The 16523-nt window shown below is 40.1% G+C and carries 15 protein-coding genes; all 15 read left to right on the top strand.

The window, feature by feature from the left end:
- On the top strand, positions 1-706 hold a 706-nt coding region (locus CN288_RS09000; RefSeq protein ID WP_141527942.1), incomplete at its 5' end, for an NADH-quinone oxidoreductase subunit C.
- Between the two features lie 4 nt (positions 707-710).
- Positions 711-1811, top strand: coding sequence for an NADH-quinone oxidoreductase subunit NuoD (nuoD, locus tag CN288_RS08995; protein ID WP_026591868.1), 1101 nt, complete (start codon positions 711-713; stop codon positions 1809-1811).
- Complete coding sequence (gene nuoH / locus CN288_RS08990) at positions 1811-2812, top strand: NADH-quinone oxidoreductase subunit NuoH (RefSeq protein ID WP_098302155.1); 1002 nt, start codon at positions 1811-1813, stop codon at positions 2810-2812. Before nuoD ends, nuoH begins: the two co-directional genes overlap by 1 nt.
- Positions 2813-2837: 25 nt before the next feature.
- Complete coding sequence (gene nuoI / locus CN288_RS08985; RefSeq protein WP_000677191.1) at positions 2838-3257, top strand: NADH-quinone oxidoreductase subunit NuoI; 420 nt, start codon at positions 2838-2840, stop codon at positions 3255-3257.
- Positions 3254-3778, top strand: a complete 525-nt coding sequence (locus CN288_RS08980) for an NADH-quinone oxidoreductase subunit J (RefSeq protein WP_026591870.1) — start codon at positions 3254-3256, stop codon at positions 3776-3778. The genes nuoI and CN288_RS08980 overlap by 4 nt, the downstream gene beginning before the upstream one ends.
- Entirely contained in the window at positions 3771-4085 is a 315-nt protein-coding gene (gene nuoK, locus CN288_RS08975; RefSeq protein WP_026591871.1) for an NADH-quinone oxidoreductase subunit NuoK, read from the top strand. Before CN288_RS08980 ends, nuoK begins: the two co-directional genes overlap by 8 nt.
- Positions 4086-4112: 27 nt before the next feature.
- A complete protein-coding gene (gene nuoL / locus CN288_RS08970; RefSeq protein ID WP_098302154.1) occupies positions 4113-5972 on the top strand; it encodes an NADH-quinone oxidoreductase subunit L in 1860 nt (619 codons plus the stop codon).
- Positions 5969-7471, top strand: coding sequence for an NADH-quinone oxidoreductase subunit M (locus CN288_RS08965; RefSeq protein ID WP_026591873.1), 1503 nt, complete (start codon positions 5969-5971; stop codon positions 7469-7471). Before nuoL ends, CN288_RS08965 begins: the two co-directional genes overlap by 4 nt.
- 7 nt (positions 7472-7478) lie before the next feature.
- Positions 7479-8993 (top strand): NADH-quinone oxidoreductase subunit NuoN, encoded by a 1515-nt coding sequence (nuoN, locus tag CN288_RS08960; RefSeq protein WP_026591874.1) that lies wholly within the window; start codon positions 7479-7481, stop codon positions 8991-8993.
- A gap of 237 nt (positions 8994-9230) precedes the next feature.
- Positions 9231-9467, top strand: coding sequence for a DUF1146 family protein (locus tag CN288_RS08955; RefSeq protein WP_026591875.1), 237 nt, complete (start codon positions 9231-9233; stop codon positions 9465-9467).
- A gap of 52 nt (positions 9468-9519) precedes the next feature.
- Entirely contained in the window at positions 9520-10227 is a 708-nt protein-coding gene (locus CN288_RS08950; protein WP_026591876.1) for a YwmB family TATA-box binding protein, read from the top strand.
- A gap of 35 nt (positions 10228-10262) precedes the next feature.
- Entirely contained in the window at positions 10263-11567 is a 1305-nt protein-coding gene (gene murA / locus CN288_RS08945; protein WP_026591877.1) for a UDP-N-acetylglucosamine 1-carboxyvinyltransferase, read from the top strand.
- A 280-nt stretch (positions 11568-11847) separates the two neighbouring features.
- Positions 11848-12861, top strand: coding sequence for a stage II sporulation protein D (gene spoIID / locus CN288_RS08940; protein ID WP_098302153.1), 1014 nt, complete (start codon positions 11848-11850; stop codon positions 12859-12861).
- Between the two features lie 711 nt (positions 12862-13572).
- The gene (locus CN288_RS08930; protein WP_098302152.1) at positions 13573-15186 is read left to right on the top strand and encodes a long-chain fatty acid--CoA ligase; all 1614 of its coding nucleotides are present in this window, start codon (positions 13573-13575) and stop codon (positions 15184-15186) included.
- 154 nt (positions 15187-15340) lie between these two features.
- Positions 15341-16348 carry a LytTR family transcriptional regulator DNA-binding domain-containing protein gene (locus tag CN288_RS08925; RefSeq protein WP_098302151.1) on the top strand — a complete coding sequence of 336 codons (1008 nt, stop codon included), beginning with the start codon at positions 15341-15343 and terminating at the stop codon, positions 16346-16348.
- The last annotated feature ends 175 nt before the right edge of the window (positions 16349-16523 follow it).

Here is a 16523-nt window from a genome sequence, read left to right as displayed (position 1 = left end):
TGAATCCCCATCAGAAGAAGAAAAGGAAAAAGCGAAGGCAAAGGCGGTAGCAGCAGCAAAAGCAAAAGCGGCAGCGCTAGCGAAACAGAAGGTATCCAAGGAAGGAACAACGTCTAATGATGAAAAGGCAAAGGCGATTGCAGCGGCAAAAGCAAAGGCAGCGGCTGCTGCTAAGGCAAAAGGCGCTGTGGGCAAGAGAGAAGAAGAGATGAAGCAAGAGGAACCATCTCCGAATCAGCCATATCTGGATGCTTATGTAGAGATTATTAAGGAGAAAATGGATGGAAATTCATTAGAAGATTATTATATTAATAAACTTTCGAAGGATGTACCAACACTTGTTGTTAAGCTGGAAAGGTACTACGAAGTAATGGAATTATTGCGAGGCCATGAAGGACTTGCCTTTGATTATATGTCGGAGTTACATGCTACGGATTTTGTTACACATATGGAAGTGTATGTTCACTTATTTTCATATAGAAAGAAACAATCTGTCGCAGTGAAGGTGAAGATGGACAGGGAGTCGCCGCGAGTAGCATCGATTGCGCCGCTATGGAGCGGGGCAGACTGGCCAGAGCGAGAAGCATATGACTTGCTTGGTGTTACGTTTGAAGGGCATCCGAATTTAACGCGTATTTTAATGCCAGAAGATTGGGCTGGTCATCCGCTTCGAAAAGATTATGAACCACTCGATGTGGAGGTGTAGCAATATGATCCGTACAGAAGAAATGCTTTTAAATGTAGGGCCGCAGCACCCGAGTACACACGGTGTATTTAGGCTTGTTATTAAAATTGATGGGGAAATTATAAAGGAAGCTACACCTGTCATTGGTTATTTACACCGCGGAACAGAGAAAATCGCAGAGAACTTGCAGTATACACAAATTATCCCTTATACAGATCGAATGGACTATTTATCGGCGATGACGAATAACTATGTGATCTGTCACGCTGTTGAGACAATGATGGGGCTTGAGATTCCAGAGCGGGCCGAATATTTGCGAGTACTTGCGATGGAGCTTGGTCGCGTTGCGAGCCATCTCGTTTGGTGGGGAACGAATCTTCTTGATATTGGAGCGGTTAGCCCGTTTCTATATGCATTCCGGGAGCGAGAGATGATTATTAATCTCTTAAATGAGCTCTGTGGTGCGCGGTTAACGTTCAATTATATGAGGGTAGGCGGTGTAAAGTGGGATGCCCCAGATGGCTGGATTGAAAAAGTTCGCGAGTTTGTTCCGTATATGAGAGAGCAATTGAAGGGTTATCATGATCTTGTGAGCGGAAATGAAATTTTCTTAAAACGTGTGAAGGGCGTTGGAATATATAGCGCGGAAGATGCACTTTCTTATTCACTTAGCGGAGCAAATTTACGATGCACAGGTGTAAAGTGGGATCTTCGCAAGGATGAACCGTACTCTATTTATGACCGTTTTGATTTTGATGTTCCGGTAGGAAACGTGGGGGATGCTTGGGATCGTTATGTTTGCCGGATGGAGGAAATTGAGGAATCCCTCAAAATTATTGAGCAGGCGGCCCGGCAATTCCCGTCAGAAGGGCCGGTGTTGGCGAAAGTGCCGAAAATTATTAAGGTGCCCAAGGGTGAGGCATTTGTCCGCATTGAGTCGCCGCGCGGAGAGATAGGCTGTTATATTGCTAGCGAAGGGAAGAAAGAGCCGTATCGCTTAAAGTTCCGCAGGCCATCTTTCTATAACCTCCAAATTTTACCGAAGCTTTTGAAGGGTGAAAATATCGCGAACTTAATTACCATTTTAGGCGGCGTTGATATTGTACTTGGGGAGGTTGATGGGTGATGATAGAGCGCCTCTTAGAGTCATCGGCAAGTTGGACGAATTTTTTCATTTTTTTCGGATTAGCGGTGCTTTTATTATTTGCTGTCCTTGGATTTGTTACATATGGGATTTTAGCAGAGCGAAAAGTAATGGGATTTATGCAAGGACGGATAGGACCGAATCAGGTCGGCGGCAGATTTGGTTTATTGCAAACAGTTGCTGATGTTTTAAAGCTTTTATTAAAAGAAGATAGCATTCCGAAAGCTGCAGATAAGCCGCTGTTTATATTGGCACCTGTTATTGCATTCGCACCAGCTTTTATGGTGCTTGCAGTCATTCCGTTTACAGATAAATTTCAGTTTGCAGATATCGGAGTAGGGCTTCTTTACTATATTGCTGTATCAGGGATTACAACGATTGGTGTTGTGACCGGAGGATGGGCATCAAACAATAAATATTCACTTTTAGGCGGGATGCGTGCGGCGGCGCAGATGATTTCCTATGAGATTCCGCTTGTAATGAGCGTGATTGGCGTTGTCTTATTAGCTGGCAGTCTCAATTTAAATGAAATCGTAGCGGGGCAGGAGAAAGTTTGGTACATTTTTGCGCAGCCGATCGGTTTTGTAATTTTCTTAATTGCAGCAGTTGCAGAGCTCAACCGGACACCGTTTGACTTACCAGAGGCGGAATCAGAACTTATCTCTGGATATCATACCGAGTATTCAGGGTTTCGCTGGGCATTCTTTATGCTCTCTGAGTACGTGTACTTCTTTGGAATGGCTTCGCTTATAACGGTGCTGTTTTTAGGAGGATGGCAGCCAATTCCGTTTCTTGGTTTTATTCCTGGTGCTGTATGGTTTGCTTTAAAGTTTAGCGCGGTAGTTTTCTTGCTTATTTGGTTCCGCGTTACGTTTCCGCGTATCAGGGGTGATCAATTGATGGAGTTTGGCTGGAAAGTATTATTGCCAATCGCACTTGCAAATATTTTCTTAACGGCATTGATTAAGGAGTTATTCTTCTAATCTATGAGGGAGGTGCCAGTAAGATATGAAAGGGCTATTTAAAGGTTTAAAATATACGCTTAGCAACTTAAGTAAGAAAAAAGTAACGTACGATTATCCCAATCAACCATTACCACTACCAGATCGCTTCCGAGGGATTCAAAAATTCTATCCAGAAAAATGCATTGTTTGTAACCAATGTTCTAACATTTGTCCAACTGATTGTATTCAACTAACAGGGAAGAAGCATCCAGACCCTACGAAAAAAGGGAAAATCATTGATACGTATGATATTAACTTTGAAATTTGTATTCTTTGCGATTTATGTACAGAGGTTTGCCCAACTGAGGCCATTGTTATGACAAACAATTTCGAGTTAGCGGAGTATTCGCGTGATGATTTGTTTAAAAATTTGCAGTGGCTCGATGAAAATGATGAGAACGTCAGAAAGGAGAATAAAGCATGAGCGGCGATTTGATAGCGTTTTTTATATTGTCCTTAACGGCGATTATCGGTGGTATCCTTATGCTGAACTTAACGAAAGTCATGCATATGATGCTCGCCCTTGTGTTTACGTTTCTTAGCATTGCGGGATTGTATTTTCTATTATCAGCGGAGTTTGTTGGGGTCACACAAATTTTAATTTATTCCGGAGCAATTACGATTATTATGATTTTCGGTATTATGCTAACGAAGCATGACGCTGAAAGTGAATCTAGTTTTAGTTTTCGTAAGTTGCTTATCTTCCTCGCAGTAGTAGCGTTTGGCGCGGTAATGTACTTTGCTGTTAATAATATAGATTTTACAAATCGAAATGTACAAGGAAGTTTACCGCTTCATGAACAAAATACACTTCAAATTGGTACACTTTTGTATTCGAAATATGTTATTCCATTTGAATTAACGTCGGTTATTTTGCTTGTTGCGCTTGTTGGGGCAATTGTACTTGCGAAGAAGGATGAGAAAGAGGGGGATTCCAATGAGTAGTGTTCCAGTTGCCGCCTACTTAGCTCTTGCTATTATTCTGTTTTGCATCGGCTTATTCGGGGCTTTAACAAAGCGGAATACGGTCATTGTCTTAATTTGTATTGAACTGATGTTAAATGCGGCGAACTTAAACCTAGTCGCTTTTAGTAAATTAGGCTTTTTTCCGAACTTAACAGGACAAATTTTTTCACTGTTTACGATGTCCGTTGCGGCAGCGGAAGCAGCAGTCGGACTTGCGATATTAATTGCGTTATATCGTAAGCATGCAACCGTTAACGTAGATGAAATGGATTCGCTTAAAGGTTAATTGTGACCAAAAAGGGGGAAGGAAACAATGATCGATTATGCATGGCTCATACCGCTTTTCCCGCTTGCCTCGTTTTTTTTGCTCATTATATTTGGGGGGAAATTGAGAGAAGGAAGCAGCTGGCTTGGTATCTTTCTCACATTTCTTTCCTTTGTGGGTGCGGCGACTGTATTAATAGAACGGTTTTCATCAGAAACAGTAAAACATCAGTGGTTATGGCTCCGAATTGGTGATGTGGATCTTTCATTTGGCTTTGAGATTAACGCATTAAATGCTTTGATGCTTTTTATTGTAACGCTCGTTAGCTTCCTCGTGCATGTGTATTCGAAAGGGTATATGCATGATAATGAGAGGTTACCTATCTTTTATGCATATTTAGGGCTCTTTACATTTGCGATGCTTGGGCTTGTCATCTCGACGAATTTATTGCAGCTCTATATATTTTGGGAATTAGTTGGACTTGGCTCGTTTTTATTAATTGGGTTCTATTTCTTTAAAGAAGAAGCAAAGTTGGCGGCGAAGAAGGCGTTTATTATGACGCGTATTGGGGATGTAGGCTTATTTATCGGGATGATTTTACTTTTCTGGCAAGCTGGTAGTTTTGAGTACGACGCTATCTTTAAAGCAATGAAAATGGGAGACGTATCACCTACCATGATTACGCTCACGGCAATTTTAATTTTTATCGGTGCCATGGGGAAATCAGGTCAGTTTCCGCTTCATACGTGGCTTCCGGATGCGATGGAAGGACCAACACCAGTATCAGCACTCATTCACGCGGCGACGATGGTCGCGGCAGGTGTGTACTTAGTGGCAACGATGTTTCCGCTATTTTCTGCAAGTCCTGTAGCGATGCAAACAGTCGCGGTTGTCGGTGCCTTTACCGCAATCTTTGCCGCGTCCATCGGCCTCGTACAAACGGATATAAAAAGAGTCCTCGCATATTCAACAGTCAGCCAGCTGGGCTATATGATGCTCGCGCTTGGCTCGGCAGGGTATGTGGCCGGGGTCTTTCATTTAACGACACATGCTTTCTTTAAAGCGTTACTTTTTTTAGCGGCAGGAAGCGTGATTCATGCGGTGCATACGCAAAACATTAATGAAATGGGCGGATTACAGAAAAAAATGAAAGTGACGGGGCTACTCTTCTTAATCGGCACGCTAGCAATTAGTGGTGTCCCGCTCCTCTCAGGTTTTTTTAGTAAGGATGAAATTTTGGTAGCGACGTGGGTGCACGGCAATTATGTGTTGTTTGTCCTTGCGGTTCTGGCGGCCTTCCTAACGGCGTTTTACATGTTTCGGTTATACTTTCTTGTCTTTACAGGAGAGGCGAAGAAAGAAGATGTGCGTGAATCTCCGCGCGTTATGACATTTCCAATGATTGTCCTTGGTGTTCTCGCAGTTTTGGCAGGTTACATCAATACGCCATGGTTTGGAACATTCCTTGGTGACTGGCTTACGAAGGATATTCCGTTTCAAGTAGAGCAAAGCCATGGCCCGGTGTGGATTATGATTGTTGCGACACTCGTTTCGCTTGCTGGCATTCTCTTGGCATATCTCATCTATGGGAAACGATCCATCTCTCGAGACTGGGCTGGCGGAAAAGAAACCGTGCTATATAGTCTCTTAAAGGAAAAATATTATGTAGATGAAATATATAACGTAACTGTGCTCCCGCTCGTTAAAGGAATCGCTTATGTGCTTCGCTTATGTGAAGTATATATTGTGGAAGGGATCGCTCAGTTAATTGGGCGTATTGTGAAAGGAACGAGCAACGTGGGTTCTAAACTTCAAAATGGAAACGTACAAGTATACGGAACCGTTATGGCTGTTTCTTTAGCGGCATTAGTTGTCATTCTGTTATATACAGGGGGGTATTGGCAATGAATGCATTATTATTATCGTTTTTTATTTTTTCTCCGCTTCTAGGGATTCTCTTACTTACATTAACGCCGAAAACGGAAGTGCGTGCAATGCGAGGCCTCGGTTTGTTCGGAACAATTCTTCCGCTTGGCATCGCGATTGTTTTAGCTAGTACATACGCTTCCGGAAAGAGCTTAACGATTTTTGCTGAAAAGGTGAAATGGATTCAATTTGGAAGCTTTTCGCAAGTAGATGAAAAGTTGTTTTCTATTTACTATGAACTTGGTATCGATGGTTTTTCGCTTGTGATGATGATACTTACAGCACTTTTAGCAACACTTGCGGCGATAGCTGCCTTTTCCATTCAAAAAAATATAAAAGGTTTTTACATGCTCCTACTAACACTTGAAATTGGGATGCTTGGTGTCTTTGCAGCCGAAAATTTACTTCTCTTCTTTGTCTTCTTTGAACTCACACTACCACCGATGTTTTTGCTTATCGGAAAGTGGGGGAAATTGAACAGTGAAAAAGCTTCCTATAGTTATTTGATTTATAACGGAATTGGATCAGCAATTTTACTCATTGTTTTCTCTATCCTCTTTGCAAAAACAGGTACAACAAATATTACAGAGTTAAAAGATATTTTGACTGGAGCGGAAACGACGCTCCTAGGCGATATTTCAAATTCATTGCAGCTCGGTTTATTTATTGCACTTATGATTGCCTTTGCCATTAAACTGCCGGTCTTTCCTTTGCATCGCTGGATGGTGAATGTGCATGTAGAAGCCCATCCTGCAGTGGTGATGCTCCACGCGGGTGTTCTGCTCAAGATCGGAGCATACGGTATCATTCGTTTTGGGAAAGGGCTATTCCCGGAGCAGTTTCATGACTTTGCGATGCTTATAGCGATTTTAGGAGTAATCAACTTGCTGTACGGTGCTTTTCTAGCGATGATTCAAACCGATTTTCGAAAGGTACTTGCCTACTCCAGTATTTCGCATATGGGAATTGTGTTAATGGGGATTGGGGCACTGAATGCAGCTGGCATGAAGGGAGCGCTATTTCAAGTTATATCTCACGGTTTAATTGCAGCGTTACTATTTTGCTTACTCGGTATGATTGAACGGCGCTTTGATACTTCTGATATTACGAAGCTTGGTGGACTCGCAAAACAAGTTCCGGTGCTAAGTGGTTTTTTATTAGCAGGAAGTATGGCTTCGCTTGGCCTCCCAGGAATGTCTGGGTTTGTTGGTGAGTTTCTTGCGTTCCTCGGATTATTTCAGGGGAAGCAGGTAATCGCAGCAATTGGTGCGCTCGGCATTATTTTAACAGCGGTATATGTCTTAAGGGCTACGCTTCAAGTGACATTTGGAAAGAAGGAATTGGAAGCGCGGCCGGATGTTCGCGGCTGGGAATACATTCCGCTTGTGTTATTACTCACTTGTATTATCGCAATTGGTGTTATGCCAGAACTGTTAGGAACGCCGCTGCAATACACTGTGAAAATATTGGGGGTGAGATAGGATGGATATGAATACATTACTTGGTTTATCTTGGCATTTAATGGTACCGGAATTCATCATTCTTGGGGCGGCCATCCTTCTCTCGCTTTTTGATTTATTTCTAAAGTTTGATCGTAAGTATTTAGGGATTGGAGCGATTGTATCAGCGGTGCTATCACTAATAGCGTTAATTACATTGTATAGTGAACCGGCTGGAGACATTTTAAGTGGTTCGTTTGTACTAGATGGGTTTTCAAAAGGTTTTAAAACATTACTATTAATTGGAGCGATTCTCATCTTGTTTGTGGCGATGAGTGATGATAAAAAAGAGCCGATTCAAGATAAGGGAGAATACTATTACTTATTTTTAATGGCAGTTCTCGGGGCGATGTTCATGGCATCTAGCGTTGATTTTATTACGCTCTTTATTGGTCTAGAGTTGTTGTCATTGTCTTCGTACATTTTAGTAGGGATTCGAAAGAAAAATCGTGCTTCGAATGAAGCAGCAATGAAATATGTCATTAATGGCGGAATTGCCACGGCTATCACTCTCTTTGGAATGAGCTATTTATATGGTATTACGGGATCGACTAATATTCTGGGTATGCAGGAAGTTCTCATGCAAGGTGTAGATGGAAGTATTGGACTTTTGCTATCGCTTGCTTTTTTGCTTCTGTTTGTTGGGTTATCCTTTAAAATTGCGACAGTACCGTTTTATATGTGGGCACCGGATGTATATGAAGGGGCCGCAGCACCTGTTACAGCTTTCCTTGGGACAATCTCTAAAATCGCCGGCTTTATTATGATGATAAGATTGTTTTTCATGGTATTCGGTGGCATACCGGTTCATGGAAGTGAGCAATCCATATTCGGTAATATGAGCGTATATATCGCCGTGCTCGCTATTATTACAATGATTATCGGTAATATCGTGGCGCTAAAGCAATACAATGTAAAACGGTTATTTGCCTATTCTGGCATAGCGCATGCTGGATATTTACTTGTTCCGCTTGTAGCGTTATCGCCATTTACAATGGATAGTATGTGGTTTTATATGTTGGCATACGTGTTAATGAATATAGGAGCTTTTGCAGTCATCCATGGGTTAATCTTACAAAGTGGAAAGGGAAATTTAACAATTTTCGCAGGTTTATACAAACGTTCTCCGTTTGTTTCTGTAGCGATGACTATTTTTATTCTGTCTTTGGCAGGAATTCCAGGAACAGCGGGCTTTATCGGAAAGATTAATATTTTCTTAAGCGCCTTTACAGCTAGTCCAGCTCATTACGTACTAGCATCAGTCATGATGGGCACAACGGTTATCTCATTTGTATATTACTTCCGTATTTTGCAGCAAATGTTCTTTCGAAAGAGCAGTGAAGAAAAGCAGGTAAACCTACCGATCAATTTGAAGGTCGTCATTAGTTTTTGTGCAATTTCAATCGTATTACTCGGGATTCTACCGACGATTGGCTACAATTTCTTTTATGAATATTTTCCACTCATGAAAGATTTCTTCTTTACGGGGAACGTGGTACAATAGTGACAATAAAAAGTGTAGAGTTACCGCTCTACGCTTTTTATTGTGGAGCAAGAAGCTTTTATCTTTCACGAATGTGATGCGTAGGTAAAGTAAATTCTAATAGGTAGTTCTTCTCTAGCAATTTCGGAGAGAAAACTTTATACTACCTATTTGAGCGTGAAAAAGTGTGGTTTCCATTTGTATGGGATCGTTTTGCATCCTAAGTGATGGCAAGCCAAACAAAAGGAGTCGATTTTTTTGGCGCAGCTTTTAGGGCAACAAGCACTGATTGCGATTGTTTCGCATTTATTGTTTATTACCATTACATGGTGGGCCTTACAAGGTATCCATATCGAACGCCTGATGAAATCTGGAAAGGTAATGCAGACGAGGATTTTGCTTATTCTTGTTACGATTGCAATCGGTACATCTGTCAGCAACTTTTTTCTTGATTATTTAGGGTATTCGAAGAGTTTAACGTATTTAGTAAAGTAATTGTATAGAACCTCATATCTCCGTTAACAATGGGGATAGGAGGGGATGAACCTTGAAAAGCTTGAAAACAATTCTTATTGTTGTCGTAAGTATTGTCGTATTCTTGGTCGGGTATAAACAGATAAAACCCGTAAGTGACGAAGAGAAGATGGAGAGTATGATCGCAGCTCTTGAAAAAAATGGAGCAGAGGTAGAGCGGTGGTCATGGTTAGCACGAGAAACCAAAACCATTTCTAACATACATACGTTTCAAAAGTTGTTAAATGAAGTGAAAGAAAAAGCGAATATTCAAAAATGGGAATTGGAACCATCTCATGACGGATATAAAGCAACAGCATACAAAAAGTTCTCTTCTCATGAAGAACGAATAGTAGTAACTTGGAGTAAGGAAAATACTAAAGAAAACACTTTCATTATCTTTGAAGTGAGTGGGTCAAGATGGGACCCTGAAAATATTCGAAAAATGGATAAAATTTTTAGTACAAAACCCACAATTTACACTTGTGTTCAAGGTGTACTGAATGATAAGATTGAAGGTGTTTTGCAAAATAAAACCAATCAGGTTTTGAAAGATCTTTCAGCAAGAGCGATCGAAAAGATAGAAGAAAGAGCATTTGTGTCAGTCTCGGCATATAATAAAAAGTGGAATGACGCTCTTTCAACAAATAGAGAGAAAATCAATGTGCAAATAGCAATACGTTCTACAGACAACAAAGATACAATTGTGGTTGGCACACCGATCATAACTTCTGAGTATTGAATAGATATTGAAAAAAGGACACGGAGGGGAATAAATTGGAAAAAATCATCGTCCGTGGCGGAAAGCGGTTGAACGGCACAGTGCGTGTTGAGGGCGCGAAAAATGCTGTATTACCTATAATCGCTGCAGCCCTATTAGCGAGTGATGGAAAGAATGTACTATCTGAAGTACCAGTTTTGTCTGATGTATACACAATTAATGAGGTATTACGTCATTTAAATGCTGAAGTCGTATTTGAAAATAATCAAGTAACAATCGATGCTTCAAAGGAATTAAATATTGAAGCGCCATTTGAATATGTACGTAAAATGCGTGCGTCAGTTCAAGTAATGGGACCATTATTAGCACGTAATGGTCGTGCTCGTATTGCACTTCCTGGTGGATGTGCAATTGGTTCACGTCCAATTGACCAACATTTAAAAGGCTTCGAAGCAATGGGAGCAAAAGTAAAAGTTGGTAATGGATTTGTTGAAGCTTATGTAGATGGACAATTAGAAGGCGCGAAAATTTACTTAGACTTCCCAAGCGTAGGTGCAACAGAAAACATTATGTCTGCTGCTACATTAGCAAAAGGGACAACAATCCTTGAAAACGCAGCGAAAGAACCAGAAATCGTTGACTTAGCTAACTTCTTAAATGCAATGGGAGCGAAAGTACGCGGAGCTGGAACTGGAACGATTCGTATTGAAGGTGTAGATAAATTATATGGTGCACATCATTCTATTATTCCTGACCGTATTGAAGCGGGAACATTTATGGTTGCAGCAGCAATTACTGGTGGAGACATCTTAATTGAAAATGCTGTACCAGAACATTTACGTTCAGTTACAGCGAAAATGGAAGAGATGGGTGTTAAGGTTATTGAGGAAAATGAAGGTGTACGTGTTATCGGCCCAGATAAATTAAAAGCTGTTGACATTAAAACAATGCCTCATCCAGGTTTCCCAACAGACATGCAATCACAAATGATGGCATTATTATTACATGCTGATGGAACAAGCATGATTACAGAAACGGTATTTGAAAACCGCTTCATGCATGTGGAAGAGTTCCGTCGTATGAATGCTGATATTAAAATTGAAGGTCGCTCTGTTATTATGAACGGACCTAACAACTTGCAAGGTGCAGAAGTGTCAGCAACTGACTTACGTGCAGCAGCAGCATTAATTCTAGCTGGTTTAGTATCAGAGGGTTACACTCGTGTAACAGAATTAAAACACCTTGATCGTGGATATGTAAACTTCCATAAGAAGTTAGCTGCATTAGGTGCAACAATTGAACGTGTAAACGAAAAAGTAGAAGAAGTGAAAGAACAACAAATTTCTGATCTTCACGCTTAATTAAAATCGTCTCTATGTCTTTTGACATAGGGGCGATTTTTTTTCTATCAAATTTTATCGAAAGAGTATCCCTACTTCAAACGAAGTTAAGTGGGGGAGTATTCATTACAGTTATAGTCAAGAAAAGCCCAACTTATGCACGTCTCATTAAAAATATTTAGAAAATTCGTTTGTTTAATGAGGAAGCCTCCTAATAGAAGAAGTTTCTCCCGGTATGTTCTAAAAACTCGCCATGCTCCATAAGAATGAAATGAGTCTAATTTCATAGCGGGGGAAAAAGATGAAAATTTCAAAGCCACTTTTCATTACAATGGCGCTCTTAGTAGCGCTCGTCATTATTGTACCGACCGTGCTTGTCATTCCATTTACGAAAGAAAAGACAAGTCAGCCGCCCAAAAATCCTCCAGCCATGCAAAGTGTGCCAGCTCCTAAACAGGTAGATACCGCTGTCAAAGTGACTGTGTATCGTAATGCACAAAAGAAAGTAGAGACAGTGCCGATGGAAGAATATGTGACAGGTGTAGTAGCCTCTGAGATGAATGCTAGCTTTGAAATGGAGGCATTAAAAGCACAGGCATTGGCGGCAAGGACATTTATTGTACAGCGTATGCTAAGCGGAAGTAAGAAAAATAACGCGGATGTGACCGATACGGTGGGAGATCAAGTGTACAAAAGTAAAGAAGAATTAAAGAAGACATGGGGCAGAGACTATGAGAAAAACTTGAAGAAGATTGAGGAAGCTGTGTCTAAAACAGCCGGACAAGTTTTAACGTATGACGGTAGTCCCATTACAGCGTCCTTCTTCTCAACAAGCAATGGTTATACAGAAAATGCTGCAGACTATTTTGGCAAGGACTTACCGTATTTGAAAAGCGTAGACAGTCCTTGGGACCAAGTTTCTCCGAAATTTGCGAGTGAGCAAATTTTTACCGTAGCTGATTTTCAAAAGCGTCTTGGTGTAAAGGTACTGGAAAGCGGGAAAGTTGGCAATATTAAAGAGCGTACAAAAGGAAAGCGTGTAAAGGATGTAGAATTTCAAGGTAAGACATTAACAGGAAAAGAAGTGCGAGAAAAGTTAGATTTACGTTCTTCGGACTTTACGTGGAAACAAGAAGGAAATAACATTGTCGTCACAACGAAAGGATATGGTCATGGCGTTGGCATGAGTCAGTATGGTGCCAATGGAATGGCGAAAGCGGGAAAAGGGTATACAGATATTGTTACTCATTATTATAAAGGGATCGAAATTAAAACGATGAATGAGTATGAAGGAAAGTTAATGGCGAAAAATTAATTGAGAAGTAATACGAAGTCCATCATAATAGATGGGCTTTTTGTCCTTATTGAAAGAGGAGCGTGTTATTTCTTGCAATCTATACATTTTTATATAATGAGCAGGAATCTTTTGCTTTTCTATGTGTATCTGTTAAAACATCAAGAGTCGTTATTTATAAATGAATAAGATGAGAAAGAAGAAGCGTCTTTTTGTGCCTTTCGGACTCTTTTTCTCCCGTGAATTTGGATCACACAAATGATCTGTAAATCAAATATTCTTTGATATACAGATCATTTGTATGATAGTAATTAAAGATAATTGCAGGATAATAAGTTTACATTACTGATTTTAAAAGGTCTTGTACTAATGGGATTATGCTACCAATAAATTTCAATACAGCCATTGCGATTTCCATAATATTAATCCTCCTCTTAGTTCGAATATTAAGATGTTTCAAATCTTGATGTCTTCATTATAGTAAGCGTTTATAATTATATCAATACGTTTTGGCATGCAATTTTGCATGCCGAATTAGAGGTCGAAAAAATCATTCATATAATAAAATATCACTTGTGGATATGTTCTATAAAGTAGAATGGATGTTTTAATACAGCTTTAATGGGATGTCATTTTTTGTAGAAAATGAAAGAAATGTTGCTTCCTTTCGTTATGTTCCTTCGTGTTATAATACAGTTGGGTGATTAAATATAATAACAGGGGGCATGAAACATGATGATGGATGTACCACTCCTCATTCCAGCGATGATGGAGAGAGCTGAGAAATATTTTTCAAAAAAGGAAGTCGTCTCACGCACTGCATCTCGTATTCAAACATTAACATACGGAGAGATTGCGAAGCGGACAAGGCGGCTTGCTAATATCCTAAGCAAAATGGGAATTGATAAAGGAGATAAAGTCGGAACAATTGCTTGGAATCATCACCGACATTTGGAAGCGTACTTTGCGATCCCAGGACTTGGAGCGGTATTACATACGATTAACTTACGTCTCTCTGCAGATCACATTTCTTATATCATTAACCATGCTGAAGACAAAATCATTCTTGTTGATGAAGATATGGTTCCTGTACTCGAAAGTATTCAACAAGAAATTCCTCATGTGAAAGCATTTATTATTATGACAGATGATCACGAACTACCTCACACAACACTATCACCAGCATATCATTATGACAAACTACTTAAAGAAGGCGACGAAACATTCCCATTTATAACAGATTTAGATGAAAAAGAGCCTGCAGGTATGTGCTACACTTCTGCAACGACAGGAAAACCGAAAGGCGTTGTATATACACACCGTAGCATCGCACTCCATAGCTATACACTCGGCCTTGTGGACGGCGGTAACATTTCAGAAGTAGATACTTGTATGCCTGTTGTTCCAATGTTTCATGTGAATGCATGGGGACTTCCATTTGCAGGTACATGGTTCGGTACAAAGCTCGTCTTACCAGGGCCACACTTTACACCGGAAATTTTGGCACAGCTTATTGAACGTGAGAAGGTGACGATTGCTGCCGGTGTACCAACAATCTGGATTGGCCTGTTACAAGAGCTTGAAAAGCACCCGTATGATATTAGTAGTATTCGTACAATATGGTCAGGTGGATCAGCAGCGCCAGGAAGTATGATTCGCACGTATGAGGAGAACTATGGAATTGCTTTTAGGCAAATATATGGGATGACTGAAACAAGCCCAGCTGTTGTGATTAACTGTCCAAAATCATATCAGCGCGATTTACCGAAAGAGGAATATTATGAGTTACGCTCCCGCCAAGGTTACTTAATCCCAGGACTTGAAATGAAGGTAATTGGTCAAGATGGGGAAATCAAATGGGACGGTGAAGAAATGGGAGAGCTTTGCCTACGCGGACCATGGATTGCCGGTAGTTATTATAAAGATGAACGCACAGAAGATTCTATGAAGGATGGCTGGCTACATACAGGAGATATTGTAACTGTTGATCCAGAAGGGTTTATTAAAATTGCCGACCGTACAAAAGACTTAATTAAAAGCGGCGGTGAATGGATTTCCTCCGTGGACTTAGAAAACGCTTTAATGGCACATGATAAAGTGCTAGAGGCATCTGTCGTTGCTGTTCCGCATGAAAAATGGCAAGAACGCCCTGTTGCCTGCGTTGTCTTAAAAGAAGAACAAACAGTAGAACAAGAAGAGCTTTATGCATTATTAGAAGAACAATTCCCGAAATGGTGGATGCCGGACGACATCTTATTTGTCGAGGAAATTCCGAAAACATCCGTCGGGAAATTCTTGAAAAGAGCGCTTCGTGATCAGCTGAAGAGTTATTTGGTGAAGCAGTAATAATTGTTTTGTTTCACTCGCTTTCGAATATATTAGCGTTTCGACAAAAAGAAGCTAATTTAAATTAGCTTCTTTTTATATGCGGAATAAATATCATAATTTTCCATTAATTGTTTGGTATAATAAGGTAAAAAACTCACCTGGAGGAGAAACCATGGCGTTATTGGAGTTAAAACAATTGGGTAAGACGAATCAATTGCAGGCGATTCAGCTTGAAATTAAAAAAGGGCAATGTGTTGTGCTGCAATGTAACAATCATACGGCGAAGATTTTACACCGCATTATAATCGGTGAAGAAGAGGCATCGACTGGAAGTGTTTTATTTGAAGGGAAACCGATTCAAAAGCAATTCTACTCACGCATTGGTTTTTGCTTTTTAAAAGATGAAGCATACGATCGGTTAAAAGTGAGAGAATACTTCGCCTTTTTATCCGGATTGTATAACTCGAATATTAACATAGAAGAAGTTGTTCAGTATGTTGGTTTACTAGATAAAATGAACATCAAAATCGAAAAACTATCATTTTCTGAAAAACGGCGTCTTCATATTGGCCGGGTCATGATTCATAATCCGGATTTAATTATTTTGGAAGAACCCGAACAAAATGTAGATATAGAAAGTACAATTATCATTCGAAAAGCAATTATGAAGATGAGAGAACAAGGGAAGGCCATCTTTATTACATCATCCTTTTTGTCGGATGCACTTTCTTTAACAGAAGATGTGTATATATTAAATCTAGATGGCGTTAAAAAAGTAGAAATCGAGCAGGAAGAAGAGGAAGAGATAGATCTAGAAAACATCGTTCAAATGGTTCCGCAAATGAAGCTCGAGAGAATTCCAGCGAAAGTGAGCGATAAAATCATTTTGCTTGATCCAATGGAAATTCATTTTATTGAAACACAAAATGGAACAACGCATATTCATGTCCGCGAAGGAGACTTTGTATGCGCGTTAACATTAAGTGAGTTAGAAGAAAGATTAAAAGGTTTCGGATTCTTCAGATGTCATCGTTCTTACCTTGTTAATTTACAGCGTGTACGAGAAGTAATCACTTGGACTCGTAATAGCTTTAGCTTAATTTTGGATGATGAACGAAAAAGCTCAATTCCACTTTCGAAGGGTCGAATGGATGAATTAAAAGGTGTAATTGGACTGTAATTATGCTCCAGTAAGATAAAAATAGGATTCATTCGCCGGTGAAAATACTCCTTTTATCGATGTTTTAATGCGTAATCCCTTTGTTTTTCATAAGATTAAGTCACAAGCAGCGAAACTAAAAAGCGGAGGCGGCAAACAAGCCACTGAAGCGAATTTCAACTATAAAAGAAAAATA

Source organism: Bacillus sp. AFS023182, assembly GCF_002560575.1.
GTDB classification, from domain to species: Bacteria; Bacillota; Bacilli; order Bacillales; family Bacillaceae_G; genus Bacillus_A; species Bacillus_A arachidis.
The sequence above is the reverse complement of the archived record's forward strand: the minus strand, read 5'-3'. Positions and strand labels throughout refer to the sequence as shown.

Bases quoted from the DNA above. Each gene is read 5' to 3' on its own strand.
- nuoD (WP_026591868.1), top strand. From the start codon at position 711: ATGATCCGTACAGAAGAAATGCTTTTAAATGTAGGGCCGCAGCACCCG.
- nuoH (WP_098302155.1), top strand. From the start codon at position 1,811: ATGATAGAGCGCCTCTTAGAGTCATCGGCAAGTTGGACGAATTTTTTC.
- nuoI (WP_000677191.1), top strand. From the start codon at position 2,838: ATGAAAGGGCTATTTAAAGGTTTAAAATATACGCTTAGCAACTTAAGT.
- CN288_RS08980 (WP_026591870.1), top strand. From the start codon at position 3,254: ATGAGCGGCGATTTGATAGCGTTTTTTATATTGTCCTTAACGGCGATT.
- nuoK (WP_026591871.1), top strand. From the start codon at position 3,771: ATGAGTAGTGTTCCAGTTGCCGCCTACTTAGCTCTTGCTATTATTCTG.
- nuoL (WP_098302154.1), top strand. From the start codon at position 4,113: ATGATCGATTATGCATGGCTCATACCGCTTTTCCCGCTTGCCTCGTTT.
- CN288_RS08965 (WP_026591873.1), top strand. From the start codon at position 5,969: ATGAATGCATTATTATTATCGTTTTTTATTTTTTCTCCGCTTCTAGGG.
- nuoN (WP_026591874.1), top strand. From the start codon at position 7,479: ATGAATACATTACTTGGTTTATCTTGGCATTTAATGGTACCGGAATTC.
- spoIID (WP_098302153.1), top strand. From the start codon at position 11,848: ATGAAAATTTCAAAGCCACTTTTCATTACAATGGCGCTCTTAGTAGCG.
- CN288_RS08930 (WP_098302152.1), top strand. From the start codon at position 13,573: ATGATGATGGATGTACCACTCCTCATTCCAGCGATGATGGAGAGAGCT.
- CN288_RS08925 (WP_098302151.1), top strand. From the start codon at position 15,341: ATGGCGTTATTGGAGTTAAAACAATTGGGTAAGACGAATCAATTGCAG.